This window comes from Bifidobacterium imperatoris, from assembly GCF_002860405.1.
GTDB lineage: Bacteria > Actinomycetota > Actinomycetes > Actinomycetales > Bifidobacteriaceae > Bifidobacterium > Bifidobacterium imperatoris.
In genome coordinates this window covers 1-25,461 of the sequence record NZ_NMWV01000025.1, presented here as the reverse complement: position 1 = coordinate 25,461, position 25,461 = coordinate 1, and the positions used below count along the sequence as shown (strand labels likewise).

Genomic DNA, 25,461 nt, shown 5'->3' with positions numbered 1-25,461 from the left:
CAGTCATGACCAAAATCATCGTTGTCAATGGTCCCAATCTGGGCCGTCTTGGTGTGCGTCAGCCGGATGTGTACGGACGCCAGGATTTGGAAGAGCTACGCCGTCTGTGCACCGCATGGGGCAAAGAATTGGGCCTCGAGGTCGAAGTGCGTCAGACCGACGACGAAGCCGAAATGGTGCATTGGATGCATCAGGCGGCCGACGAAAAAACTCCGGTGGTCATGAACCCGGCCGCCTTCACCCATTACAGCTATGCCCTTGCCGATGCTGCGCACATGGTGGGTGATGCCGGTTTGCCGCTGATGGAGGTGCATATTTCCAATCCATCCGCCCGAGATGAGTTCCGCAAGCGTTCCGTGATCAGCCCAGTCGCCACCGGTACCATCACCGGCATGGGTTTCTACGGATACAAACTGGCCATCGAAGCCATTGCGCATCTGCTTGCCGAGTAATAAGCATCAATAAACGAATAGAGGAGGGAACACACGTTTGACATCGCGTCATGCGCGGATGATAGAGTGAAATTCCATGGTTAGAAGAACACATGGCAATTCTCAAGAACACGTCACCAAGCATATTTTCGTCACTGGTGGTGTTGTTTCCTCCCTCGGTAAAGGCCTGACTGCTTCGTCCCTCGGACGTTTGCTGCGCAGCCGTGGCATTCATGTGCTCCAGCAGAAGCTGGATCCGTACATCAACGTGGATCCGGGTACCATGAACCCGTTCCAGCACGGTGAAGTGTACGTGACCGAGGATGGCGCTGAGACCGATCTGGACATCGGCCACTACGAGCGCTTCCTTGATGTTTTCCTCTCCCAGAAGGCCAATGTCACCACTGGTCAGATTTACCAGGAGGTGCTGCGCAAGGAGCGTGCAGGTGAATACCTTGGCCAGTGCGTTCAGGTCATCCCGCACATCACCAACGAAATCAAGTCTCGTATGCGCGCCCAGGCATCCGACGATGTTGATGTGATCATCACCGAAATCGGCGGTACCGTAGGCGATATCGAATCTCAGCCGTTCCTTGAGGCCGCTCGCGAAGTGCGTCGCGATCTCGGCCCGGAGAACTGCATGTTCGTGCACGTTTCTCTTGTGCCGTACATCTCTGCAGCCCATGAGCTTAAGACCAAGCCGACCCAGCACTCCGTGATGATGCTGCGTCAGCTCGGCATCTCCCCGGACGCCTTGGTGCTGCGTTCCGATCGCCCGCTGAACCAAGGCATCAAGGACAAGATCTCCCTGATGTGCGATGTGGATCCGGAAGGCGTGGTCAACTGCGTGGATGCCCCGAGCATCTATGATGTGCCGAAGATCCTGTTCGAAGAGGGCCTTGACGCTTACGTGGTTCGCGAGCTTGGCCTGCCATTCCACGATGTCGACTGGGATGAGTGGGCTGATTTGCTTGAGCGTGTGCACCACCCCAAGCATGAAGTCAACATCGCCATCGTCGGCAAGTACATCGATCTGCCGGACGCGTACCTGTCCGTCACCGAGGCCATCAAGGCTGGCGGCTTCGCCAACTGGGCCAAGGTCAACGTCAAGTGGGTTGCCGCCGATCGCTGCGAAACCACTGAAGGTGCCGCTGCCGCCCTCGACAACATCGACGGCATCGTGATTCCCGGTGGCTTCGGCATCCGTGGCATTGAAGGCAAGATCGGCGCTCTGAAGTTCGCTCGTGAGAATGGTCTGCCGGCGCTCGGCCTGTGCCTCGGCCTGCAGTCGATGGTCATCGAATACGCTCGCCACGTACTTGGCATCGAAGACGCCAACTCCACCGAATTCGAGCCGGATTGCGCCAACCCGGTGATTGCCACGATGGAAGAGCAGAAGGATATCGTGGCTGGCAAGGGCGATATGGGACACACTATGCGCCTCGGTTCATACCCGGCAGAGCTTGAAGAAGGCTCCTTGGTCGCCGAGCTCTACGGCACCACGCACGTCACCGAGCGTCATCGCCACCGTTACGAGGTCAATGTGGCTTACAAGGATCGTCTGCGCGAGGGCGGTCTGCGTATCTCCGGCCAGAGCCCGGACGGCGAACTCACCGAGTTCGTTGAGCTCCCGCAAGACGTGCATCCGTTCTACGTGGCCACTCAGGCTCACCCGGAGTTCAAGTCTCGCCCGACCAAGCCGCACCCGCTGTTCGCAGGTCTGGTGAAGGCTGCTCTTGATCATCAGCAGGCACGCTGAATAAGCATTGAACAGCGTGAGACGTGATATAAATCACGTACGCTAGATGCATACTAAGGCCATGAATTCATGAGGAATTCATGGCCTTAGTGCATAATAAATCGCATGTGCGCGAGCACTGCAGAAACAGCAACGAGAGAATACGTAAGAGTTCAATATGACTGATAACTTTGGACAGTCGATGGGTGTGCCTCAACCTGGAACGGTGCAGGCTGTGAGTGATGGTGAGGCTACGGCGGTATTCACGCCTTTTGATGTAGTGCAGCCTCCTATTCAAGAGGTGGATGATCATGCGTTGAGGGTCAAGCATGGCAAGCATCGTGTGATTTGGCCGTGGATTGTGCTGGGTGTAGTCGTTGTTTTGGGCGCATTATTTGGTGGTGGATTCTGGTTCTTCCAGTCTCATGCATTGCCGGGCGTAACCTTGTGGGGCAATCCGGTAATGGGTCAAAGCCAAAGTCATATTGCTGCTCAGATCGATGATGCCGTGAATAATGCCACCGTATCGGTGAAGTACGAAGGCAAGACGGCCAAGGTCAGCTTGAAAGACATGGGTTTGAGTGTTGACTCCGATGCCATTGCCTCTGATGTGGTGAATGCCAAGCGCGGCGATGCTTGGTGGCAGCAGTACGCATTCTGGGTGAAGAAGAATGTGACCGTTGCTCCTGCCAGCGCCGGTGCGGCAGATAACACAACGTTGAACGCCAAGCTGGGCGTAAACGAAGTCAAGCCAGTCGACGCTAAAGTGCAGTTGAATGCGGATGGCAATGGCTTTGATGTTGTTGCCGGTCAGCAAGGTGAAGGTATTGAAGCTAAGCCTGTTGCCCAAGCTGCTTTGGCCAGCGTCAAAACCCTTGGTGATGAGCCTGCCAAGGCAGTGACTGTTGCTCTGAAGAACACCGAGCCCGCGGTAACTGATGATGTGGCCAACAATGCCAAGGCCACGCTTGATTCGTTGATCGCCAATCCGGTAGCCATTAAGGTGGCCGATCACCAGATTGCCGCAATTGATGCCCAGGCATTGGCAGCGTCTACTCGTATTGATGCCAATAAGAATGGCAAACTTCAGTCTGGCGAAACCCGCAACGGTTATGTGGTCTTCAATGCCAGCAAGATTCAGCAGTACTACGACGATTCCGTTAAGCCAAACCTGCACACCGATCGCGAGGACCGTGACGTCATCGTCAATAACGACAACGATGTGTTGCAGGTCATCAAGGAAGGCCATGATGGTGTGACCATCGCATCCGGTGCTGACTCGAACATCGGTAAGGATGCCGTGGAGGCTCTGGCTAAAGGCAGTGGCTCGGTTTCCGTGGACGGCACGGTTGACCCGATGCAGACCAAGAGCACGAAGCGTCATGTGGTGGTTGATCTTTCCGATCGTCTTGTTCACGTATATGAGAATGGTCAGGAAATCAAGACCTTCCATGCTTCAGTTGGTCAGGACAACAACCGCACCACTGGTGTGTGCGAAGGTGATTTGTGCACGCCGACCGGTGATTTCAAGGTTTGGCTGAAGTATCCGACTCAGGACATGAGCGGCAACCTTACGCTTTCCGATGGCTCGGTAAGCCATTGGAGCGTTAAGGGCGTGGGAGACGTGAACTACTTCTCCAAGGATGGTTGCGCCATCCACCGTATCGCCAAGTCCAGCTTCACCAGCGATGCTTCGATCGCCAATATGAACAACATCTCCCACGGCTGCGTGGGCATTGGCTGGGATGTGTCCGATTGGTTCTACGACTGGTGCCTGATGGGGACTACGGTGCACGTCCAGCTCTGATCGCAGAAGCAAAAGCGCGATGTGAGGGCCTGTATACAGGCCCTCTTTTCGTATCCAAAAACAATAGAGATTCACAATCACAGTGCATACGAAACAATATGTGCCGTATATCACGTAAGCGTACAGCCAATATTCAGTGCGGCTAGTAGTGTTTCGACACAGGTTCTGTTAGGTTTACGTAGGACTAAGCGAGTAACAAGGAAGGCAGGATGGTGAGCGAAAACACAGCACCAAACGCCGCCGCTGACGTGGAGATGAGCCAGTATGTGGCTGATCGCACCCGCGTTAACGAGGATAAAATCAAGCAGGATGATGAAATCATCAGCCAGTTCGGCGATTACAGCTATGGTTGGCATGATTCCGACGCCGCTGGTGAAGCTGCCAAACGTGGTATCGATGAAAATGTAGTTCGCGCCATCAGCGCGGATAAAGGCGAACCTCAGTGGATGCTCGACATGCGTCTGCGTGGATTCAAGGCATTCTTGGAAAAGCCAATGCCGCAGTGGGGCGTTGATCTTTCCGGCTTCAACGCCGATGATTTCAAGTACTACGTCAAGCCGATTGACAAGCAGGCCAAAAGCTGGGATGAGCTGCCGGACGATATCCGTAACACGTATGACCGTCTTGGCATTCCCGAAGCCGAGAAGAAGCGCTTGGTTTCCGGCGTGGCCGCACAGTACGAGTCTGAGGTGATTTACAACTCCATTCAGGAAGACCTGAAGAAGAAGGGTGTTATTTTCGTAGACACCGACACCGCGGTGCGCGAATATCCTGAACTTGTCAAGAAGTACTTCGGCACGGTTGTTCCTCCTGAAGACAACAAGTTCGGTGCATTGAACACTGCCGCATGGTCCGGCGGTTCATTCGTCTACGTGCCGAAGGGTGTGCATGTGGATATTCCGCTGCAGGCCTACTTCCGTATTAACACTCCGGCAATGGGTCAGTTCGAACGCACGCTGATCATCGCCGATGAAGGCTCCTATGTGCACTATGTGGAAGGCTGCACGGCTCCGATTTGGTCCGAGGATTCTCTGCACGCCGCCATCGTGGAAATCATCGTCGAGAAGCATGCTCGTGTGCGCTACACCACCGTGCAAAACTGGTCGAACAACGTCTACAATCTCGTGACCCAGCGTGCCTACGTGCGCGAAGGTGGCACGATGGAATGGGTGGATGGCAATATTGGTTCCAAGGCAACGATGAAGTATCCTGCCTGCATTCTTGCTGAGCCATACGCCAAGGCATCCACGATGTCCCTCGGTTTCGCCGGTAAGGGCCAGTATCAGGACACTGGTGCCAAGATGATTCATCTGGCTCCGCACACTTCTTCCACTATCGTGGCCAAGTCCATTTCCCGTGGTGGTGGACGTTCCGCATACCGTGGTCTGGTCAAGATTGTCAAGGGCGCGGAAGGCTCCTCCAATTCCACCGTGTGCGACGCTTTGCTGGTGGATGACTTCTCCCGTTCCGACACATATCCTCACGTTGATGTTCGTGAAGACGATGTGTCAATGGCGCACGAAGCAACCGTCTCCAAAATCTCCGAAGACCAGCTGTTCTATCTGATGAGCCGTGGTCTTACCGAAGAGGAGGCACAGGGCATGATCGTGCGTGGCTTCGTTGAGCCGATTAGCCGTGAGCTGCCTATGGAATACGCGCTTGAGCTCAACAGACTCGTGGAACTTCAGATGGAAGGATCGGTGGGCTGATACCAATGGCCGATACAACTACACCCGTCAAGGAAATCAAGATTCCGGTCGCGGATCCCAATGACCCGTATGCCGTTCCGGCTGCCATGCCGTCTTCAGTGGATCATGCCGTTCGCTCGTTTGATGCGAACGATTATCCAATGCCGGACCGCAAGCAGGACGAATGGCGATACACGCCAATCGAGCGCATTAACGAATTCTTCACTGTGTTCAAGCCATCTGGCGAAACACAGATTGAAGTGTCGATGATTGACGGTTCCCCTCTTGCTGAAGGTGTCAGTCTTTCTCAGGTAAAGCTCGGTGAAGGTCTTTCCGGCACGGTTTCCAAGCCGAATGATCGCGTCTCCGCTGTGGAATGGAACTCTGGCGCAACCGCCACTGTTCTCGAACTGAATGGTGAAATCGCTCAGCCGGTACTGATCAAAGTTCACGGCGCAGGCGAAGATTTGGACGCTTTCCATCTGGTGATTGCAGCTGCCGACCGTGCCCACGCAGATGTTGTGGTGGAACATGACGGCGATGCTCGTCTTGCGGAAGGCATTGAAATCACCACCGGCAAGGACTCTCACATCTCCACCACGTTCATTCAGGAATGGGCGAAAACCGCCAAGCATGTGGGCAACCATCGCATTCATGTTGGTGAAGGTGCTTCCTTGCGCCATTCCGTCGTGACTCTGAGCGGCGACATTGTTCGCATTCGCATGGACCAGGACTTCGGCGGCGAACAGGGCGACCTCAACATGCTTGGCATCTACTTCGTGGATCCCGGTGAGCACATCGAACATCGCACGATGGTGGTGCACAACTACCCCGAGTGCAAGTCGCGCGTTGTCTATAAGGGTGCGCTTGACGGCAAGGGAGCACACTCCACTTGGGTCGGTAACGCATTGATCCAGCCGACCGCTCCCGGAACTGACTCCTATGAGCTCAACCGCAACCTTGTGCTAACCCCGGGTGCTATCGCCGATTCCGAACCGAACCTCGAAATCGAGAACGGTAACATCATCGGTGCTGGCCACGCTTCTTCCGTGGGCCGATTCGATGATGAAGAACTGTTCTACCTCGAATCTCGTGGCATCCCGGAAACCGAAGCACGCAAACTCGTGGTGCGTGGCTTCTTCGGTGAACTCGTGGAGGAAATCGGTATTCCTGCCATTTCCGAACATCTGATGGACGTTATTGACCGCCGTCTGGCTCGCGGAGAAGATGCAGCCATGACGCAGGTCCTCGAAGACAAGTAACAACAAACGTTTAGGAGCATTACCATGTCAACACTCGAAATCAAGGACCTCCACGTCCATGTGGAAACCAAGGAAGGCACCAAGGAAATCCTTAAGGGCGCCAGCCTGACCGTACACTCCGGTGAAACGCATGCCATCATGGGGCCCAACGGCTCCGGCAAGTCCACGCTGGCCTACACCCTCGCCGGTCACCCCAAGTACGTAGTCGATTCCGGCGAAGCCCTGCTGGACGGTCAGGATATCCTGAAGATGACCCCGGACGAGCGCGCCAAGGCCGGCCTGTTCCTCGCCATGCAGTACCCGGTGGAAGTGCCGGGCGTATCCATGACCAACTTCCTGAGGACCGCCAAAACCGAAATCGATGGCGAAGCTCCTGGCATCCGCCAGTGGGCTAAGGACCTTTCTGCAGCCATGAAGCGCCTCAAGATGGATCCAAAGTTCGCTTCCCGCTCCGTGAACGAAGGCTTCTCCGGTGGTGAAAAGAAGCGTGCTGAAGTGCTTCAGCTCGAACTCTTGAAGCCGAAGTTCGCCATTCTTGACGAAACTGATTCCGGCCTCGATGTGGATGCTCTCCGCATTGTGTCTGAAGGCGTGAACCGTGCCAAGGAAGCCAACCAGTTCGGTATCCTGATGGTCACCCACTACACCCGTATCTTGAAGTACATCAAGCCGGATATCGTGCATGTGTTCGCTGACGGCCACTTCGTTAAGACCGGTGGTCCGGAGCTGGCCGATGAACTCGAAGAGAACGGCTACGACGCCTACCTGCCTGAAGGCGCTGACTCCGAATCCGCTCTCGCCTGACATTACATAAGGCCGTGCCGGGCTGGGATGTACTGTTCCCGACACACTCAAGGCCGTTCGGCCAAGCCTACAGTCGGGAACAGCACATCCCAGCCCCGCACTCCTAGCCGTAGAAGAATCCTAAGGGGAAAATGATGGTTGATTTTAAGGCGATTCGGGATCAGTTCCCGATTCTGGATCAGGAGATTCATGGGTATCCTCTTGTGTATCTCGATTCGGCTGCTACGTCGCAGAAGCCGGAGTGCGTGATCGATGCTGAAGCGAATTTCTACCGTACGATTAACGCCGGTGTGCATCGTGGCGCCCATGAGCTGGCAGCTCGTTCCACTGTGGCTTTTGAAGAGGCGCGTGCCAAGGTAGCCAAGCTGGTTGGTGCCAATGCCGAAGAAGGCCAGGAAGAAATCGTGGTCACCGGTGGTGCGACCGCTGGATTGAACCTGCTGGCCACCGCCTTTGGCAATGCTTCACTGGGCCGTGGGGGAGAAGCTGCTAAACGTTTTGCCTTGAAGCCGGGCGATGAGATTGTGGTTTCTCGTGCTGAGCACCATTCGGTACTGCTCCCATTCCAGGAGCTTGCCTACCGTACCGGTGCCACCTTTAAGTGGATTGACCTGACTGAGGATGGCCGTGTTCGTACGGACAACCTTGATGAGGTTATTACCGAGCGTACTAAGGTTGTGGCGGTAACCCATGTTGGCAACACTACGGGTGCCATCACCAACGTCGCTCCGATTATCAAGCGCGCACATGAGGTGGGCGCAGTCTTTATTCTTGACGCATGCCAGTCCGTGCCTCATTTGAAGGTTGATTTCCATGCGTTGGATGTGGACTTCGCCGCATGGAGCGCTCACAAGATGTACGGTCCTACTGGTGTAGGCTTCCTCTACGGTAAGCGTGACATGCTTGAAGCATTACCTCCGGCTAACTTCGGTGGTTCGATGGTGGAGCTTGCCTACATGGACCATGAAGCTCAATACATGGCACCGCCAGCCCGTTTTGAAGCAGGTACCCAGCCGGTGGCACAGGTGGTGGCCGCTGGTGTCGCCGCCGAATGGATGATGAACATTGGGCTTGAAAACATCGAGGCTCACGAACGTGCAATCACCAATGAGCTGCTGAAGCTCGGCGATATTGAAGGTATTCGCATTCTTGGTCCTCGTGAAAATAAGGATCGTATTGGAACCGTAGCCTTTGATGTTGCCGGTGTGCATCCTCATGATGTGGGCCAATATATTGACGCGCAGGGCATTGCCATTCGCGTTGGCCATCATTGTGCGCAGCCGGTGCATCGTCATTTCGGCCTGTATGCTTCGAACCGTGCATCCAGCGGTGTCTATAATTCCGTGGAAGATGCGCAGGCGCTGGTTGAAGCAGCCAAGGGCATTCGTAAGTTCTTCGAAGTGGAGTAACAGAAAATATTATGAGTGATTTTGGTATGACTGGAGATGAACTCGAGCAGATGTACCAAGAGGTCATCCTCGAGGCATCCAAGCACCCTCATGGCAAGGAATCCTTTGCTCCGGACGCGGCTTCCGAAGCTTCTGGAGCCGCCGGAGCCAATACCACGGTTCAGGCAACGCATGAGTACTGCACGCCAGGTGAATCTCACCAGTTCAACCCGACCTGCGGTGATGAGGCAACCGTTCATGTTGAGGTTTCCGATGATGAACCGCATACCATCAAGCGTTTGGTTTGGGATGGTCATGGTTGTTCGATTTCCCAAGCCAGCCTGTCTGTGATGGTTGATCTGGTTGACGGCAAAACCGTGGATGAGGCCATGCAGCTGGAGCAGGTATTCCATAAGCTCATGGAATCGCGTGGTGCAGGCCTGAATGATGAAGCATTGGAAGATGAGCTCGGCGATGCCGTGGTTTTCCAAGGTGTATCGAAATACCCTATGCGTATCAAGTGCGCTCTGCTAGGCTGGGAAGGGCTTAAGGACTCTATTGCCAAGGCCCTTGCCGCAAAGAACTGAGGTACATAATGACCGATAACAATCTGGTTCCGGAACCGCAGACGTCTGTTTTTGATGCTGTTAATGGGGTTCTGAAGGATGAAGAAGCTGCTCGCCGCGTGATGATGAATCCGGCCTTGGCCAAGGGATTCCCTAACGGGCGTCCTGCCGCGTCTGAGACCAAGGATGATACGTGCGGATGTGGAAATCATCATGGCGCATGTGGCTGTGCTGATGACGAACAGTCCGAAGGCAACGATATTCCGTTGAAGGCAGTGGACGATATCGGTCGTGCCACTGCTGAGGATGTGCGTGAAGCGCTGCATCAGGTTATCGATCCTGAGCTCGGTATTGATGTGATTGATCTTGGTTTGGTGTACGGCATTGAAATCGATGAGCTTGGGCGCGCCATCATTACGATGACGTTGACCACGCCGGCATGCCCGCTGACCGATCTTATCGAAGATGAATGCGCTTCCACACTGGCCGGTCTTGTGGAGGAGTTCCGCATCGACTGGACTTGGGACCCGCGCTGGACGATGGATCGCATCACTCCGGAAGGCCGTGATCAGCTCGCCGCACTTGGCTTCAACTTTGAAAACATGCCAAAGTACTAAGCTTGTTCACTGCGCAGATGATATGAGAAACCCCGCAACTGTTCGGTTGCGGGGTTTCTCTATATGACCGTTAATCAGTCGTCAACGATGGTGTTCTTCGGCACCACGGTGATACCGTCCGGCGTGACCGTGAAACCACGAGCCAGATCGTGCTCGGTATCGATGCCCACTGTGGAGTTCTCGGTGAGCACGACGTTCTTGTCGAGAATGGCCTTGTACACGCGTGCACGACGGTTGATGACCACGCCGTCGAAGAGTACGGAGTCAACGATTTGCGCCCAAGAGTGGATGCGAACGTTGGGGGAGAGCACGGAGTGATGCACTTCACCGCCGGAAACAATCACGCCGGGGGAGACGATGGAATCGGTGGCGTGGCCAAGACGATCACGGCCGGCATGCACGAACTTGGCAGGCGGCAGATTACCGGACATCGTGTAAATCGGCCAATCCTGGTTGTACAGGTTGAATTCCGGCACGTAGGCAATCAAATCCATGTGTGCATCGTAGAACTGCTTGATAGTACCTACATCACGCCAGTATGCATGATCGGTTGCAGTGGAGCCCGGGATTTCGTTCGAGTTGAAGTCGTAGACGCCGGCTTCATTACGGGAAGCGAAGTACGGAGCGATATCGCCACCCATATCATGCTTGGTATCAGCGGCCTTCTCATCGAGAGCCAGAGCCTCGAACAGCGCCTTGGTATTGGCCACATAGTTGCCCATAGAAGCCAAAATCTGGTTCGGATTGTCCGGCAGGCCCGTGGTGGTGGCCGGCTTCTCCTGGAAGTTCTTAATCATGTTCGGATGATCCGGATCGACTCCAATCACGCCGAACTGGTTCGACTCCTCGATGGGCTGACGGATACCGGCAACGGTGAACTCGGCGCCGGATTCGATATGCTGCTGCACCATCTGCTCGAAGTCCATACGGTAAACGTGGTCAGCACCGACAATGACCACAATATCGGGCTGCACGTCTTCGATGATGTTGATGGTCTGGTAGATGGCGTCTGCGGAGCCGAGATACCAGTGCTTACCGAGACGCTGCTGTGCTGGCACAGGAGACACGTAGGAACCCAGCAGCGGGGAGAATCGCCACACCTGGGAAATATGACGGTCAAGGGAGTGGGACTTGTACTGGGTGAGCACAACCACCTGGCGGTAGCCGGAGTTCACCAGATTACTCAAGGGGAAATCAATCAGACGATACACGCCGCCGAACGGTACTGCCGGCTTTGCGCGATCGCGGGTTAGTGGCATCAGACGGGTCCCCTCGCCGCCTGCAAGCACAATTGACAGAATCTTAGGATTCTTGGCCATTGCTACTGTCCTCTCTTGTCTAGAGCGTCTTTCGACACCGCACTGCTTGGCCAAGCGCTTCGTTGCGTTTGGTTTACATAGTTAATAATTGCAGAAAAAAACGAACACGCAAGGCTATCGCTTCCGCGTGCCGTGAACTTGTGATGAATAGTTGTGCGATTTGGCGTGCGAATCGTTGCAAAACGTAACTTTTGAGATGGTTCGACTCGTCGCAGTGCAGAAAAAATAACTCAGTGTCGTGTCGCGTAGAATGCTACGGCACTGGAAGCCGCCACATTGAGGCTGTCTACTCCGTGGCTCATCGGAATCTTGACGGTCAAATCAGCTCGGGCAATGGTGTGGTGGGAGAGACCGTCGCCCTCGGTGCCGAAGATCAAAGCGAGCTTACTGATATGCTTGGGGTCGGTTTGCGGCGCATGCAGACGGCGCGTGAGCTCCTCCAAGGAGATGGATCGATCTTCGAGCGCCATAGCCACTGTGGTGAAGCCTAAGGATTTCAATTCGTCGATGCCGCGGAATGGCCAATAGTGTTTGTCTTCGGTGCCGTCGTCGTTATAGCCGGTGATTCGTGTCCACGGGACTTGAAACACCGTGCCCATCGAGACACGCGCTGCACGACGGTACAGCGGATCGCCGCATGAGGGTGTGACCAGCACGGCATCAACGTCAAGTGCGGCGGCCGATCGCATCAGTGCGCCAACATTGGTGTGATCCACAATGTTTTCCATAACGGCTACGCGTGTAGCGTTCTTGCAGACTTCCGCCACGGAGGGCAATGGCCAGCGGCGCATGGCGCATAATGCGCCACGGTGGAGGCGGTAACCGGTCAAGCGTTTCAGCTGCTCGGGAGATGCCACATACACGGGAATTTCAGTACCCCAGTGGGCGTCGATGAAATCGAACGTGCTGTGCATGCCCTCCAACCAAGGTTCCTCCACCAAAAGGGAGAGCGGCTCGCGCCCAGCTGCCAGTGCACGGTCGATGACCTTGGGAGATTCGGCGATGAACATACCCTTCGCAGGCTCGAGTCTATTGCGCAACTGCATCTCAGTCAGGCTCACATATGCTTCGACGCGCGGATCGTCAATGGATTGAAGCGTAATGAACTGCATGAGACCCTCTCAAGATTGCAAAAAATGTTTGTGGCGCACCATGTGCGTAGATACTGAAAAACCCCTTGCAATGCAAGGGGTTTATTTGTGCCCGAGACGGGACTTGAACCCGTACGCCTGTAAAAAATAGGCACTAGCACCTCAAGCTAGCGCGTCTACCATTCCGCCACCCGGGCAGGTGTCGTTTGGACAACGAGTTAGTACTTTAGCATGAAATTACGCGGATGCAATTTGAGCGTGTCCTTCGGCGTGTCGCGTGTAGCCTAGGAGTCATGACTGATGCTTTATTCCTATTCGATCCAACGGTTGACGACGTTCCAGTAAACAGCGATGAGCTTCATGCAGGTTGGAAGTTGACGCTGCCTGCACATATCAAGCGTCATGCTGTTCAGGCCATGCGCTTGAAGTCCGGAGACGGCCTACAACTTTCGGACGGTAATGGTCTTCGTATTCATGCGGTAATGGCCGATCCCGAAGCCGGGTTGGCCGAAGTCGATGAAGTATGGCGGGAGCCTGAACCGGTAACGAGGCTGGCTCTGATTCAAGCTTTGGCAAAAACCGGCCATGACGAGCAGGCCATCGATATGGCGACGCAAATCGGCGTTGACCAAGTTGTACCGTGGCAGGCTGATCGCTCCATCGCGAAATGGAAAGCGGGGCGCAGCGATAAGAAATGGTCCGCGGTGCTTACAGCGGCTACGGAACAGTCTCGACGTGCATTCAAACCACAGCTGGAGGACTGCGTATCCAGCAAGCAAGTAGTAGCTATCTGCCGCAGAGCCTGCGTTCATGGTGACTTGGTGGTGGTGCTGCATCAGGATGCTACCGATACATGGAGCGGTGTGGAAGCCAAGGTTGCACAGATGATGGAACGTTCTCTTGCCGATGGCAAGCCTCGTACTGTGAACGTGGTAGTCGGGCCTGAAGGCGGCATCAGTGAGCAGGAAGTGGAGGCATTCACCCAAGCCGGTGCCGTCAGCTGTGTATTGGGCAGCAATATTCTTCGCGCAGCCACTGCCGGGCCGGTCGCATTATCATTGCTCTCTCGCGTACTGGGACGTTATGAGTGACGAGATGTGCGGGTAGCGAGACATGGCCACGCGCTAAGCTGATTCCTAGTACAACAACCGAAGAAAGACGAGGAATACGATGAGCGAATCCAGCGAGTGCTTGTTCTGCAAAATCATCGCGGGTGAGATTCCCAGCACCAAGGTTTACGAGGATGACACTACGTATGCATTCAAGGACATCAATCCGAAGGCCAAGGTGCATGTGCTGATAGTGCCGAAGAAGCATTACGCCAACGCTGCTGAGCTTGCTTCCGCTGATCCCGAAGAGTTGGCTCATATCGTTTCCGTCGCCCAGCACATTGCGGATGAAGCATTCCACGGTGCATACCGTCTGGTGTTCAACACCGGCTTGGATGCCGGTCAGACGGTTTTCCATGTGCATGCGCATGTACTGACTGGTGAGAAGCTCGACGAATAGGATTCGCTTTTCGTGGCAACAACTACACGTACCATTACCGTTCCATCCCAATTGGATCCGGTGGCAGTGTTCGGGCCGGTCGACGAAGTCATTCGCGAGGTGGAACGAGCATTCCCGGATTTGACTATCATCGTGCGCGGCAATCGCGTTGCCATTGTGTCCAGATCCAAGCAGACCGAGGCACAGGCGGCGCAAGCTGAGGATTTGATTCATACGCTAATCCAAGCGGCTTACACCGCACCTATGGATGCGGATACCGTGCGTCGCATGCTTGACCAGAATGTGCTGAAGAATCATGTGCGTCTTGAGCATCCTGGGCATGGGTCCGCTCACGACAGGTTGGTGCAATCGTCTGCGGTTGAACGAACCCAGTCGCGTTCGGCTGGCGCGCGTGATTCCTTGTACCGCAAACCGACTGTGCCTGGTGTGATTACCTTTGCCGCTGGCGTTCCCGTGCGGGCTAAAACGGCTGGCCAGATAGCCTATGTGAATGCTATAGAATCGCATACCATCACATTTGGCATTGGGCCGGCAGGTACCGGTAAGACATATCTTGCAGTAGCCAAAGCCGTGCGCGCATTTCAGGATAAGCAGATTCGACGCATTATTCTGACCCGCCCTGCAGTGGAGGCGGGGGAGAATCTCGGTTTTCTGCCAGGTACTTTGAACGACAAAGTCGATCCATATTTGCGCCCGCTGTACGATGCCCTGGGCGATATGCTCGGTGCTGATCAGCTCAAGCGATATATGGATGACAACACCATTGAAGTGGCGCCGCTCGCCTATATGCGTGGCCGTACGCTGAACGATGCATTTGTAATTCTTGATGAGGCACAGAACACCACTGAGCAGCAGATGAAGATGTTCCTGACTCGTCTGGGATTCAATACCAGAATGGTCATCACCGGTGATATCACCCAGGTTGATCTTGCGGTCCCGCGTTCCGGGCTGGCCACGATAGAGCACATTCTCGGTGGTATCGAGGATATCGCTTTCGTCCATTTGAACAATGAAGACGTTGTGCGCCACCAATTGGTCGGCAAGATTGTGGCAGCTTATGACCATCATGCCGCCATCGCCGGAGACCACAGAGCAAAAAGCCGCGGCCGGCATCATGATCCACAGGCGGGTGCGGCAGCAAACTCAAGTGAGGAAACTGAATGAGCGTTGACGTAACCAACGAAACCCAATGGAACATCGACCCCAAGGTGTTCTCCGACTTGGGAATCTGGGTGCTCGATCAAATGCGAGTGAGCACCCAGTCTGATTTGACCATCATGTTCGTCGATCCCGATCCCATCGCTGAATTGCATATGCGCTGGATGAATCTTGAAGGACCGACCGATGTGATGAGCTTCCCGATGGATGAGCTTCGCCCAGGCGATGGCAAAACCGTGATGGAAGGCGTACTGGGAGATATCGTCATCTGCCCGTGGGTGGCTGCCCAGCAGGCCGCCGCTGCAGGACATAGCACCATGCAGGAAATGCTACTACTCACCATCCACGGCATACTGCATCTGCTCGGATACGATCATGTAACGCCGGATCAGGAACGGCAGATGTTTGGACTCCAACGTCAACTGTTGCTTACCTTCTTTGCATTGCGCCAGGACGCCAATGTGCAAGCCACACTGCCAGCCGGAACACCGGATGCATTGGCTTTATATGATGCCGCACATGGCAGCGGCCGTGATTTGAACGCCAAATAACAACAAACAAGGATGGCATCCAACATTATGGAGTATCTCAGTACCACCGTTATTGCACTTACTGTTGTTTTGGTTGTAGCCGCAGCCATTTTCGTATGGCTTTCGTTGACTATGGCTGCAGCTGAAGGCGCAGTGGCTCGCGTGACTCGTGCCAGTTTGAACAATCTGATTCTTGAGGTGCAAACCGATTCAGAGGCAAGCCAGTTCCTCAAGATGAAGAAAATCGACAAGATTCACCGTGTACAGCGGCTTATTGCCAACCGATACGCCACTGCAGGCAGCTGCGCGTTCTTCCGTATCACTTGCAATGTTCTCGACGGTGTACTGGTCTATTCCATCACCAGTCTGTGGGATGCTCCTCTGTGGGCGAGCCTGCTGATTGGATTCCTGTTTGCGATTATCGTGGCCGTGGTTTCCGTGCTGGTACGCCCACGCACTGCCGGCATGGCCAAGCCGGTAGATATCATGCTGGCGCATTCGCGCATTGTGTCGTTGGGCTGCAAGCTCACGCCGTTTGCGCGCATAGGCTCGGAAAAAAGCGGCAAAGCGCAGAATAGGCGCTCCAAGGATTCAGATTTGTCCGATGATGAGGAGCTGGAGAAAATACAGCTCGAACAGGGCAAGGCCGCTATTGACCGACTCGTGGAATCCAACGATTTCGATCCTGAGGTTTCCGAAATGCTGCGCAATGTACTGACGCTTTCGGATACGTTGACGCGCGAAATCATGGTGCCTCGCACCGATATGATTTGCATGGAGCGCGGCACCACACTGGCTTCCGCCCTGAAGTTATTCTCACGTTCCGGCTTCTCCCGCGTGCCGGTTATCGGCGAGGATGTGGACGATTTGATTGGCGTGGCTTATCTGAAGGATGCCGTGCGTGCCACCGCCTTCAATCCGGCTGCGCTGGACCGTGAAGTTGAGTCCATCGTCCGCCAGCCATTGCTGGTTCCCGAATCCAAGCCGGTGGATGATTTATTCCACGAAATGCAGCGTTCCCGTCAGCATGTGGCTGTGGTCGTGGACGAATATGGCGGCATTGCCGGTATGGTGACCATCGAGGATACGCTCGAACAAATCGTGGGCGAACTTGAAGATGAGCACGATCGTACTCAGCGTAATGAGCCGGAAAAAATCGGTGACAACAAATGGAAGATGCCTGCACGCACGCCTATCGCCGATCTTGAGGAGATTTTCGAAATCGATATCGACGAGGACGATGTTGATACGGTGTACGGTTTGCTGACCAAGCTTATTGGCCGGGTCCCGATAGTTGGAGCCTCGGCGGTGACACGCGGCTTGCGCTTGACCGCAGTGGATTCGGCCGGTCGACGCAAGAAGGTCTCCACCATCGTGGTGGAGCCGGCGCACGTCGAGGGCGACGAGGAAGATAGCAAGACCAGCGAGGAAGACGGCGAACATACCGCCAATGACGATTCGACCGCCAGCAAGGAGTGAGATGAGCGATCAGAACAATACAGTCAATGCCAACGAACCGGCAGCGCAGGACGTGCCGTACCGTTCCGGTTTCGTAGCGGTGGTGGGCCGCCCAAATGTGGGCAAGTCCACGTTGATCAATGCTCTTATCGGCAAGCAGATCGCTATCGCATCCTCCCGCCCGGAAACCACGCGTAAGGCCATTCGCGGCATCTTGACCACCGACCATGCACAGCTGGTGCTGGTGGATACGCCTGGTATTCATCGCCCGCGCACACTACTCGGCCAGCGCTTGAATGACGTGGTTGAAGAATCCTTGTCCGATGTGGATGAAGTGGCATTCCTGCTGCCGGCTGATCAGGAAATCGGCCCTGGCGACAAGCGCATTTTGTCTCGTCTGCGTTCCGATTTTGCGACCAAGCGCGACGATGGTACGTTCGCGTGGAAGGTGCCGCTGATTGCCATTGTGACCAAAATCGACGAATTGAATCGTACTGAGCTGATTAATAAGCTCATGGAAATCAATGCGTTCGCTGATTTTGCAGATATTGTGCCGGTGAGCGCTTTGGAACATGACAATTTGGCGGAAGTCAAGAATGTGCTGATTGAACACATGCCTGAAGGCCCGCAGATGTATCCAGATGACCAGATCAGCGAGGAACGTCCGGAAGAGACCATTGCCGAACTGATTCGTGGCACATTCCTGGAAGCACTGGATGATGAGCTGCCGCACTCGCTGGCAGTGGTGGTGGATTCCATCGATTATCCGGAAGACAACGAGACCGGCGCTGGATATGACGGCAAGGCACAAGTTCATGTGTCCATTTATGTGGAGCGTGACTCCCAGAAGCCGATCATCATTGGCAAGGGTGCTTCCAACCTGACTTATGTCAAGAAGAAACTGCGCACGCCGGTCAACCGTATCGTAGGCCAAAAAGCCAAGCTCGACCTTCACGTCAAGGTTGCCAAAGGCTGGCAGTCCGATCCTAAGCAGTTGGAGAAGCTTGGCTTCTAGCCAACTGCTTAGGATCGCCTCGCAGCTCGCTATCGCGGCTGCTCACTTCGCCTACAGACAGTCCACTGGACTGTCTGCTTTACGGCTCAGCTAAGCAGTTGGAGAAGCTCGGCTTCTAATTGTTTGCTCTGGCTCCCCTCTTTGAGGGGAGTTTTTGTATATATGCGGTAATGCTTTTATACGAATAAAGGCTCCCTCATTGAGGGAGCCTTCAACGCTAATACGCAGTCATTACTTCTTGCGGGCTACGTACATTTGGGTGTTGAGTAGGGTGGTATAACGCTTGATGACCTTCGGACGAATCACCTTCATGGATGCGGTCATCAAACCGTTCTCCTGAGTGAACTCTTCAGGCAGAATGATGAACTTACGCACCGATTCAGCACGAGAAACGCCTTCGTTAGCCTGATCGACCCACTTCTGCACTTCGGCGCGAACCGCAGCATTCTGGGTGGCATCTTCCATAGACATGTTTTCGTCAAGCCCCTTGGCGGCGAGCCACGGGCGCAGCGAATCTTCATCCAGGGTGATCAGTGCGGAAATAAACGGACGCTTATCGCCGAGCACCAGCGCCTGGGAGGCGATTTCGCAACGCTGAATGACTTCCTCAATCGGGCCAGGGGAGACGTTCTTACCACCTGCGGTGATGATGAGATCCTTCTTACGGCCGGTAATGTACAGGAATCCATCATTATCGATGCGACCAAGATCGCCGGTAGCGTACCAGCCATCTTCGGTGAAGGACAGCTCAGTGGCCTCATCGTTCTTGTGATAACGCGGGAACACGGCGCGGCCCTTAACCTGAATTTCACCGTCTTCGGCAATACGCAGCGAGAAGCCAGGGAAAGCGATACCAACGGAACCAGCGTGGAACGGAGTGCCCAGCGGGTTGAAGGCGCATGGTGCAGTGGTTTCGGTCAAACCATAACCCTCGTAGACCGGCACGCCAGCACCGCGGAAGAAGGCCAGCAGATCAGGATCCAGCGGAGCGCCGCCGGCCACAATCCACTTGGCGCGGCCGCCCAACACCTCACGCAGCGAAGAATAGACCACCGGGTCGAACGCCGCACGCTTGGTACGAGTCAGCGCGCCGGCCTTGCCATTGGCGGAAATCTCCTTCATATAGTTCTGTGCAGCCACTACAGCGGAAGCGAACACCACACCCTTCGGACCATGACCGGCCTTCTGGGAAGCAGCGTTATAGACCTTCTCCAACACGCGCGGCACCACAATCATGATGGAAGGCTTAGCCACCTGCAGATCGGAAATAAGCGTCTTGATGCCTTGCGCAATGTAGATGTGGATATCGGACGCTACCACAATGTAATTGATGGCGCGAGCAAAAGAGTGAGCCTGCGGCAGGAAGAGCAAAATCGTGTTCTTCTTATCGTGCAGCAACTCAGGCATGTAATCAGGCAGGTTCAATGCCGTCTGACAGTAATGCTCATGGGTCATTTCCACACCCTTGGGAGCTGCGGTGGATCCAGAGGTGTAGACGATGGAACACAGGTCCGTCTTCTTGATGGAATCGATGCGTTCATCAAGTTCGGCATCGGATACGCCAGCGCCGTATGCCTTGATTTCATCCAAGCCGCCATTGTCGATGCAGATGATGTGTTCGAGCGAGGGGCATTCCTCCACGGCGCCATCGGCCTTATCGCGCATGTCTGTGGTCTGGACGATGAGCAGTCGCGCGTCGGAATTGTTGACAATGTTACGAATCTGTTCGGCGGAATCTGTATCGTAAATAGTGGCCAACACACCACCGCAAGCCATGACGGCGGCGTCGGTCAAATCCCATTCGTAGGAGGTGCGGCACATAAAGGCCACACCATCGCCCTTTTTCAGTCCGTAGTGCAGCAGACCCTTGGCAACGGCACGAACATCGGCGAGGAACTCGTTAGCGGTAACGGTGTTCCACTCATTGCCGGATTTGTAGGTGTACAACGGCTCATCGCCCATACGTGCGGCGCGATCGGCGTACAGATCGTAGATGGAAGTGCCTTCATCCAAATCAGGGTTACCCTGCGTGGAGGTGGTCAGCAATCCCGTCAACACATCGATTTCGGTAGTGGTCAGGTGGCCGTCATCCCAATCGTCGGTATGCGGCAGTTCGATGTTCGACTCAACCGGCACATCGGCATTGGACAGGTAATCAGGCTCATCCGGAGTGTCGTCATGAACCGGATGAACGAAATCCGAGCCAAGCCTCAACGCTTTACGAGTGAGGTCAATGGTGTGCTGCGTGAAGGAATTGATAACCGACAATTCTTGCTCCTGCTATACATTTCACTGTCGTTCAGTCGCCGCTTTCATGCGCCTGAACGTTTCTCAAAGTTCAAATTGTAATCGTGTGAGCCGAACTCGTCACCTTACGCAACCGTAGGAAAAACCTACGCATCCGTAAGAAAAAGCTGCATCTTGGTATCGATAGCGGTTACACTTGCACATTGGATAACCATTTCCATTCAAAGTAGAACAGAAAGGGCTCTCATGGCGCAAAACCAAGAAGCCACCGTGGTATTCGGCGTTGTGAACGAAACGTCCGAAACCGAATCCCGCGTTGCGTTGACGCCGGATATCGTCACCCGGTTGAAGAGGAGTGCAGTTTCCTGCATTATTGAATCCGGTGCCGGCATTGCTGCCGAATACACCGATGAGGATTATGAGAAGGCCGGCGCAAAGGTCGCCGACCGTGCCACAGTGCTTGCCGAGGCTGATGCGCTCGGTTTTGTGGACAGGCCGTCTGCTGAAATCGTGGCTTCGCTGAAGCCGGGACAGTGGGTTATCGGCATGCTCGGCTCCTTTACGGACGCCGATTACATCACTGCTCTCGAACAGGCTGGACTGGTGGGCATCGGCATCGAAAAGTTGCCTCGCAAGCTGTCAAGTGCACAGTCGATGGATGAGATGACTTCACAGAACTCGGTTATGGGTTATAAGGCTGCCATCGCCGCAGCCGATGCCTATGGCTCATTCCTACCGATGATGACCACTGCTGCAGGCACCATTCGCCCGGCCAAGGCTCTGGTGCTGGGTGCTGGTATTGCCGGTCTGCAGGCCATTGGTACGTTGCGTCGACTCGGTGCCGTCGTAACCGCTTACGATGTGCGCCCGGCTTCCCAGGGTGAAGTCGAATCTCTTGGCGCCAAGTTCCTTGATTTGGGACTTGATTTCTCCAAAGGTCAAGGCGAGGGTGGTTACGCTCGTGCGCTGACCGCTGAAGAACAGGCTCAGCAGCAGGCTGCAGTTGATGAGAAGGCAGCGGGATTCGACATCATTATCACCACCGCCAAGGTTCCTGGCCGCAAGCCTCCGGTGCTGTTGACTGCAGCCGGCGTGAATGGACTGCATCGCGGTGCCGTAGTCGTTGACTGCGCCGCTTCCGAACTGGGCGGCAACGTTGAAGGTTCCGCAGTGGGGGAGCAGGTCACCGAGGGCGGCGTCAAGCTGATCGGCGCCCCGTATCTGGCTTCCGGCGTGGCTACTACCGCATCCAACCTACTGTCTCGCAATGTCGCGGATATTCTCGTGCACTTCATTCGTGACGGCAAGCTCAGCCAGGATTTGAGCGAAGAACTGGACAACGCTCTGGTGGTCGCCGGTCGAGCTGAAGCACCGGCTGAGAAGACCGAGTAATCGAGAGTCAAGGAAGAAGACGATTATGCCTACACTCGTTGTATCCATCACCTTATTTGTTCTCGCACTGCTCATCGGTATCGAGGTTATCGGCAAAGTGCCGGCCACCTTGCATACTCCGCTGATGTCAGGCGCCAATTCCATTCACGGCATCGTTATCGTCGGTGTGGTGATTGTGGCGGCGGAAGCCAACAGCCCGCTAGCCTACGTGTTCATCTTCCTAGCTGCAGTGCTCGGCACGATGAACGTGGTTGGCGGCTATGTGGTCACCGACCGCATGCTGGAGATGTTCAAGTCCAACAAGAATGAGAAGAAGGGAGAGTCGAAGTAATGACCTCCGCAACCGTGGGAACCATCGACATCGTTGCATGGTTCGTATACCTGTTCTCCGCCGTCATGTTCGTGGTCGGCCTGCACTTCATGAACTCCCCGAAGACCGCGCGTAAGGGCAACCAGATTTCCGCATTCGGCATGGTCGTAGCCGCGCTGATGGCATTCGTGGTGCTCTTCGCCAAGGGCTTCGTGAATATTGTTGCTGTGGTGGTGCTGGTCGTCGGCATCCTGATTGGTGCCGTGGCCGGTGTGGTCTCCGCCAAGAAGGTCAAGATGACGGACATGCCGCAGCTGGTTTCTGTGTTCAACACCGTGGGCGGTGGCGCAGCAGCACTTGTGGCCTTGAACGACATTCTCACCAAGGACGGCACTCCGGATATCGTGGTGCTTATTACCGCTGGCCTCGGCATTCTCATCGGCTCCGTAACCTTCACAGGTTCGCTGATCGCAGCCGGCAAGCTGCAGGGTATCAAGTGGGTCAAGAAGCTGGCGCTGCCGGGCAAGGGTGTGTGGAACATTCTGTTCGCAGTGCTCTCCATCGCTTCTCTGGTGATGCTGTGCGTGCAGCCTGAGCAGCGATTGCTTTGGTCGATTCTGACCACCGTGTTCGCCCTGTGCTACGGTCTGGTCTTCGTCATTCCTATCGGTGGCGCAGACATGCCGGTTGTGATTTCCGTACTCAATGCTTGCACCGGTACTGCAGTGGCTATGTCTGGTCTGGCCATCGACAACGTGGCTCTGATTGTGGCTGGCGCTCTGGTCGGTTCTGCAGGCGTGACCCTGTCCATCCTCATGGCCCAGGCCATGAACCGTCCGCTGATTTCCGTGCTCGCCGGTGGCTTCGGTGGCGGTTCCGGTGCCGCTGCAGCCGGTGACGGTCCGGAAGGCACAATGAAGGAAACCACGCCTGACGATCTGGCTGTCCAGCTCGTCTATGCCGAGAAGGTCATCTTCGTGCCCGGCTTCGGTCTGGCTCAGGCTCAGGCTCAGCGCGAACTGGCTGACCTTGGCGAGCTGCTCAAGAGCCACGGCGTTGAGGTTTCCTACGCTATTCATCCGGTGGCAGGCCGTATGCCAGGTCACATGAACGTGCTCTTGGCTGAAGCCAACGTGCCTTATGAGGAACTCGTCGACCTCGATGAGATCAATCCGCAGTTCCCGCAAGCCAACGTGGCTCTGGTCGTTGGCGCTAACGATGTGACCAACCCTGCCGCCCGCCGCCCTGGCACTCCGGTCTCCGGCATGCCGATTCTCGATGTCGACAAGGCTCAGAACGTAGTGGTCATGAAACGTGGCCGTGGCATGGGCTACGCCGGCATCCAGAACGAGCTCTACTTCGAGGACAACACGCAGATGCTGTTCGGTGACGCGAAGAAGAGTCTGCAAGCCGTCATCGCCGCCGTCAAGGAATTGTTGGCCTGATGGAGTGTCTTCGTCGTTGCTCTTCGGTCGACGTACCATCGTACGCCTTCCCTCAGTGCGCCTAGAAGACACACGCATCAGCCCAACAATTACATTGATACATTACGCAAGCAATTGCATTGTTGGCCTGATGAAGTTGCTATGGCTCCCCTCGATGAGGGGAGCCATTTGTTTCTACAGTTTGAAGGTGCGCTTCACGAAGTTGGTGACGCGGTCCCAATACAGTTCTGGTTGCGTGCTGGCACTCATGGCGTGGGCTGCACCCGGAACGAGTAGTCGTTCGCGGTCGATACTGGCACAGGCAGCATAATTGCGATCAAGGAATGCCGGATCGACGAATGTATCATCGCTACCATGAATGAACATCATCGGAACAGTGGCATGATGAAGCGAGCTGACGCTTGATGCTTCTCTGAAACCATATTCAGCAAGATGCTTGGAAATTTTACTCATGGCAGCCACAAACGGCACAGCCATCCAACGGCGAGGCAGATGGTACATGCCTTTGGCGTTATAAAGGAACTGATCCCAAACCGAGGAATATCCGCAATCCTCAATGGCTGCTGCCACATTGCGCGGCAAATCAGGCTCGCCTACCGCCATCATCACAGTTGCCGCGCCCATCGATATGCCATCCAACAGTATGTGAGCCTCGGGGTCGCTCTCCACAATCAAGTGAATCCAGCGCATAAGATCACGGCGCTCAAGCCAACCCATGCCTACGAATCTGCCTTCACTGAGTTCATGGCAACGTTGAGCGGGAACAAGCACAGTAAATCCCATGCGCACAAATCGGCGTGCATACTTCGCCATCTCAGCAGGAGTACCGGTATAACCATGCATGCAAATGGCATATAGATGCGAGTGAGGAATGGAGCTATCGGAATCAAACAGCCATCCATGCAGTTTCAATCCGTCTTCACTGTATGTGGTGACCGGCTGCTTGGCTTGCGCAAACCATTGTGCTGCTTCGTGTTCCTCGGAGGCGTCTGCATGTGGTGCCTCCAGATAATCAGCCGCAGCTCCATGAGACATGAGTTTTTCCATCCAGCCAGAGCAACGTTTATCTATGGATAGATGGACCATGAAATCGGCGATGGCGAAAGTGCTGACGCTGAGTATTGCGGTTGTGGTAGCCGTGCCGATAATAAGGTTCCTGATAATGCGCTTCATCGCGGCCTCGATTCCTTTATCCAGTTCCTAATATAAGCCTAATCTCTGTGCCAAATCGTTTTCAGCGCTGCGGGGATCGAGGTGCCTCATTTGAAAATGAGCGCGTAATCCGGAGTGGTGCCTCACCTGTGGTGAGCGTGAAATCCTAGTCCGCGTCGGCTTGTGGGGTTTCGTCGTCTTCCGGTTCGACGCCCGCGATCCGGGCGAGCGTCTTGTTCAAGTATGCCATGTCCGGGCCCATGCGTCTGGCCAGCCGCGCGGTGCGCGGTGCCGCCAGTGCTTCGAGCCGGTCCTGGATGTCGTGGATGCGGCGGACGAGCTCGGCCGGGTTCACNGTCGCGAGCGTGTGTTCGATCTCCTCTCGCTTGTCGTCGGGTATGAAGCCGGGGCCGCCGGCGGCCCTGTCCGCCTCGTCGAACTCCTTGAGCCGCTCCCACGGGGTGCGTGGTGCGTCGTAGACGCGGCGGGGACGGCCGTCCCGGGTGCTTTCGCGCGCGACCGGCTTCTTGGACG

At 55.2% G+C, this 25,461-nt stretch carries 22 protein-coding genes and 1 tRNA gene; 18 read left to right on the top strand and 5 right to left on the bottom strand.

Annotated elements, in window-relative coordinates:
• Window positions 1-5 precede the first annotated feature (5 nt).
• The 9 genes from aroQ (at window position 6) to Tam1G_RS08815 (ending at window position 10,301) form a co-directional block, all read left to right on the top strand.
• The gene (aroQ, locus tag Tam1G_RS08855; protein ID WP_101626226.1) at window positions 6-452 is read left to right on the top strand and encodes a type II 3-dehydroquinate dehydratase; all 447 of its coding nucleotides are present in this window, start codon (window positions 6-8) and stop codon (window positions 450-452) included.
• Between the two features lie 76 nt (window positions 453-528).
• The gene (locus tag Tam1G_RS08850; RefSeq protein ID WP_033890994.1) at window positions 529-2,190 is read left to right on the top strand and encodes a CTP synthase; all 1,662 of its coding nucleotides are present in this window, start codon (window positions 529-531) and stop codon (window positions 2,188-2,190) included.
• Window positions 2,191-2,347: 157 nt separating this feature from the next.
• Window positions 2,348-3,976, top strand: coding sequence for a L,D-transpeptidase (locus Tam1G_RS08845; RefSeq protein ID WP_101626225.1), 1,629 nt, complete (start codon window positions 2,348-2,350; stop codon window positions 3,974-3,976).
• A gap of 209 nt (window positions 3,977-4,185) precedes the next feature.
• Window positions 4,186-5,685: a Fe-S cluster assembly protein SufB gene (sufB, locus tag Tam1G_RS08840; protein ID WP_033890991.1), complete on the top strand. Its 1,500-nt coding sequence runs from the start codon at window positions 4,186-4,188 to the stop codon at window positions 5,683-5,685.
• A gap of 5 nt (window positions 5,686-5,690) precedes the next feature.
• Complete coding sequence (gene sufD / locus Tam1G_RS08835) at window positions 5,691-6,926, top strand: Fe-S cluster assembly protein SufD (protein WP_101626224.1); 1,236 nt, start codon at window positions 5,691-5,693, stop codon at window positions 6,924-6,926.
• Window positions 6,927-6,950: 24 nt separating this feature from the next.
• Entirely contained in the window at window positions 6,951-7,730 is a 780-nt protein-coding gene (gene sufC, locus Tam1G_RS08830; RefSeq protein WP_033890988.1) for a Fe-S cluster assembly ATPase SufC, read from the top strand.
• Window positions 7,731-7,864: 134 nt separating this feature from the next.
• Window positions 7,865-9,139 (top strand): cysteine desulfurase, encoded by a 1,275-nt coding sequence (locus Tam1G_RS08825; protein WP_101626223.1) that lies wholly within the window; start codon window positions 7,865-7,867, stop codon window positions 9,137-9,139.
• 11 nt (window positions 9,140-9,150) lie between these two features.
• Entirely contained in the window at window positions 9,151-9,705 is a 555-nt protein-coding gene (gene sufU / locus Tam1G_RS08820; protein WP_101626222.1) for a Fe-S cluster assembly sulfur transfer protein SufU, read from the top strand.
• Window positions 9,706-9,713: 8 nt separating this feature from the next.
• Window positions 9,714-10,301, top strand: a complete 588-nt coding sequence (locus Tam1G_RS08815; RefSeq protein ID WP_101626221.1) for a metal-sulfur cluster assembly factor — start codon at window positions 9,714-9,716, stop codon at window positions 10,299-10,301.
• Between the two features lie 74 nt (window positions 10,302-10,375).
• Here the strand turns inward: Tam1G_RS08815 and glgC are convergent, their stop codons facing one another.
• From glgC to Tam1G_RS08800, 3 genes are all read right to left on the bottom strand, one after another.
• Entirely contained in the window at window positions 10,376-11,620 is a 1,245-nt protein-coding gene (gene glgC, locus Tam1G_RS08810) for a glucose-1-phosphate adenylyltransferase (RefSeq protein WP_033890983.1), read from the bottom strand.
• A 230-nt stretch (window positions 11,621-11,850) separates the two neighbouring features.
• Window positions 11,851-12,732: a TrmH family RNA methyltransferase gene (locus Tam1G_RS08805; RefSeq protein ID WP_101626220.1), complete on the bottom strand. Its 882-nt coding sequence runs from the start codon at window positions 12,730-12,732 to the stop codon at window positions 11,851-11,853.
• Window positions 12,733-12,820: 88 nt separating this feature from the next.
• Window positions 12,821-12,908 (bottom strand) — tRNA-Leu (locus Tam1G_RS08800).
• Window positions 12,909-13,004: 96 nt separating this feature from the next.
• Here Tam1G_RS08800 and Tam1G_RS08795 point away from each other — a divergent pair.
• The 6 genes from Tam1G_RS08795 to era all read left to right on the top strand — a co-directional run bounded on the left by Tam1G_RS08795 (window position 13,005) and on the right by era (window position 18,381).
• Window positions 13,005-13,802, top strand: a complete 798-nt coding sequence (locus Tam1G_RS08795) for a 16S rRNA (uracil(1498)-N(3))-methyltransferase (protein WP_101626219.1) — start codon at window positions 13,005-13,007, stop codon at window positions 13,800-13,802.
• Window positions 13,803-13,881: 79 nt separating this feature from the next.
• A complete protein-coding gene (locus Tam1G_RS08790) occupies window positions 13,882-14,220 on the top strand; it encodes a histidine triad nucleotide-binding protein (protein WP_033890978.1) in 339 nt (112 codons plus the stop codon).
• Window positions 14,221-14,232: 12 nt separating this feature from the next.
• Complete coding sequence (locus tag Tam1G_RS08785; RefSeq protein WP_101626218.1) at window positions 14,233-15,384, top strand: PhoH family protein; 1,152 nt, start codon at window positions 14,233-14,235, stop codon at window positions 15,382-15,384.
• Window positions 15,381-15,929: an rRNA maturation RNase YbeY gene (gene ybeY, locus Tam1G_RS08780; protein ID WP_033890975.1), complete on the top strand. Its 549-nt coding sequence runs from the start codon at window positions 15,381-15,383 to the stop codon at window positions 15,927-15,929. The genes Tam1G_RS08785 and ybeY overlap by 4 nt, the downstream gene beginning before the upstream one ends.
• A 27-nt stretch (window positions 15,930-15,956) precedes the next feature.
• Entirely contained in the window at window positions 15,957-17,387 is a 1,431-nt protein-coding gene (locus tag Tam1G_RS08775; protein WP_033890974.1) for a hemolysin family protein, read from the top strand.
• 1 nt (window position 17,388) lies between these two features.
• A complete protein-coding gene (gene era / locus Tam1G_RS08770) occupies window positions 17,389-18,381 on the top strand; it encodes a GTPase Era (RefSeq protein WP_033890973.1) in 993 nt (330 codons plus the stop codon).
• 231 nt (window positions 18,382-18,612) lie between these two features.
• On the opposite strand, the gene Tam1G_RS08765 is transcribed toward era, so the two are convergent.
• Window positions 18,613-20,649 carry an AMP-dependent synthetase/ligase gene (locus Tam1G_RS08765; protein ID WP_033890972.1) on the bottom strand — a complete coding sequence of 679 codons (2,037 nt, stop codon included), beginning with the start codon at window positions 20,647-20,649 and terminating at the stop codon, window positions 18,613-18,615.
• A gap of 225 nt (window positions 20,650-20,874) precedes the next feature.
• Between Tam1G_RS08765 and Tam1G_RS08760 the strand changes: the two genes are divergently transcribed.
• The 3 genes from Tam1G_RS08760 to Tam1G_RS08750 are packed head-to-tail and all read left to right on the top strand — an operon-like array spanning window position 20,875 to window position 23,775.
• Window positions 20,875-22,020 (top strand): Rossmann-fold NAD(P)-binding domain-containing protein, encoded by a 1,146-nt coding sequence (locus Tam1G_RS08760; protein WP_033890971.1) that lies wholly within the window; start codon window positions 20,875-20,877, stop codon window positions 22,018-22,020.
• A gap of 25 nt (window positions 22,021-22,045) precedes the next feature.
• Entirely contained in the window at window positions 22,046-22,351 is a 306-nt protein-coding gene (locus Tam1G_RS08755; protein WP_033890970.1) for an NAD(P) transhydrogenase subunit alpha part 2, read from the top strand.
• Window positions 22,351-23,775, top strand: coding sequence for an NAD(P)(+) transhydrogenase (Re/Si-specific) subunit beta (locus tag Tam1G_RS08750; RefSeq protein WP_033890969.1), 1,425 nt, complete (start codon window positions 22,351-22,353; stop codon window positions 23,773-23,775). The genes Tam1G_RS08755 and Tam1G_RS08750 overlap by 1 nt, the downstream gene beginning before the upstream one ends.
• Window positions 23,776-23,949: 174 nt before the next feature.
• On the opposite strand, the gene Tam1G_RS08745 is transcribed toward Tam1G_RS08750, so the two are convergent.
• The gene (locus Tam1G_RS08745; RefSeq protein ID WP_101626217.1) at window positions 23,950-24,948 is read right to left on the bottom strand and encodes an alpha/beta hydrolase; all 999 of its coding nucleotides are present in this window, start codon (window positions 24,946-24,948) and stop codon (window positions 23,950-23,952) included.
• Window positions 24,949-25,461 lie beyond the last annotated feature (513 nt).

What these genes read in the sequence shown, in the direction of transcription:
- Tam1G_RS08775 (WP_033890974.1), top strand. Translation starts at nt 15,957, where the DNA reads ATGGAGTATCTCAGTACCACCGTTATTGCACTTACTGTTGTTTTGGTT.
- Tam1G_RS08750 (WP_033890969.1), top strand. Translation starts at nt 22,351, where the DNA reads ATGACCTCCGCAACCGTGGGAACCATCGACATCGTTGCATGGTTCGTA.
- Tam1G_RS08745 (WP_101626217.1), bottom strand. Translation starts at nt 24,948, where the DNA reads ATGAAGCGCATTATCAGGAACCTTATTATCGGCACGGCTACCACAACC.
- Tam1G_RS08795 (WP_101626219.1), top strand. Translation starts at nt 13,005, where the DNA reads ATGACTGATGCTTTATTCCTATTCGATCCAACGGTTGACGACGTTCCA.
- sufU (WP_101626222.1), top strand. Translation starts at nt 9,151, where the DNA reads ATGAGTGATTTTGGTATGACTGGAGATGAACTCGAGCAGATGTACCAA.
- glgC (WP_033890983.1), bottom strand. Translation starts at nt 11,620, where the DNA reads ATGGCCAAGAATCCTAAGATTCTGTCAATTGTGCTTGCAGGCGGCGAG.
- Tam1G_RS08790 (WP_033890978.1), top strand. Translation starts at nt 13,882, where the DNA reads ATGAGCGAATCCAGCGAGTGCTTGTTCTGCAAAATCATCGCGGGTGAG.
- Tam1G_RS08815 (WP_101626221.1), top strand. Translation starts at nt 9,714, where the DNA reads ATGACCGATAACAATCTGGTTCCGGAACCGCAGACGTCTGTTTTTGAT.
- Tam1G_RS08755 (WP_033890970.1), top strand. Translation starts at nt 22,046, where the DNA reads ATGCCTACACTCGTTGTATCCATCACCTTATTTGTTCTCGCACTGCTC.
- sufD (WP_101626224.1), top strand. Translation starts at nt 5,691, where the DNA reads ATGGCCGATACAACTACACCCGTCAAGGAAATCAAGATTCCGGTCGCG.
- Tam1G_RS08805 (WP_101626220.1), bottom strand. Translation starts at nt 12,732, where the DNA reads ATGCAGTTCATTACGCTTCAATCCATTGACGATCCGCGCGTCGAAGCA.
- sufB (WP_033890991.1), top strand. Translation starts at nt 4,186, where the DNA reads ATGGTGAGCGAAAACACAGCACCAAACGCCGCCGCTGACGTGGAGATG.
- sufC (WP_033890988.1), top strand. Translation starts at nt 6,951, where the DNA reads ATGTCAACACTCGAAATCAAGGACCTCCACGTCCATGTGGAAACCAAG.
- era (WP_033890973.1), top strand. Translation starts at nt 17,389, where the DNA reads ATGAGCGATCAGAACAATACAGTCAATGCCAACGAACCGGCAGCGCAG.
- ybeY (WP_033890975.1), top strand. Translation starts at nt 15,381, where the DNA reads ATGAGCGTTGACGTAACCAACGAAACCCAATGGAACATCGACCCCAAG.
- Tam1G_RS08850 (WP_033890994.1), top strand. Translation starts at nt 529, where the DNA reads ATGGTTAGAAGAACACATGGCAATTCTCAAGAACACGTCACCAAGCAT.
- Tam1G_RS08760 (WP_033890971.1), top strand. Translation starts at nt 20,875, where the DNA reads ATGGCGCAAAACCAAGAAGCCACCGTGGTATTCGGCGTTGTGAACGAA.
- aroQ (WP_101626226.1), top strand. Translation starts at nt 6, where the DNA reads ATGACCAAAATCATCGTTGTCAATGGTCCCAATCTGGGCCGTCTTGGT.
- Tam1G_RS08845 (WP_101626225.1), top strand. Translation starts at nt 2,348, where the DNA reads ATGACTGATAACTTTGGACAGTCGATGGGTGTGCCTCAACCTGGAACG.
- Tam1G_RS08825 (WP_101626223.1), top strand. Translation starts at nt 7,865, where the DNA reads ATGGTTGATTTTAAGGCGATTCGGGATCAGTTCCCGATTCTGGATCAG.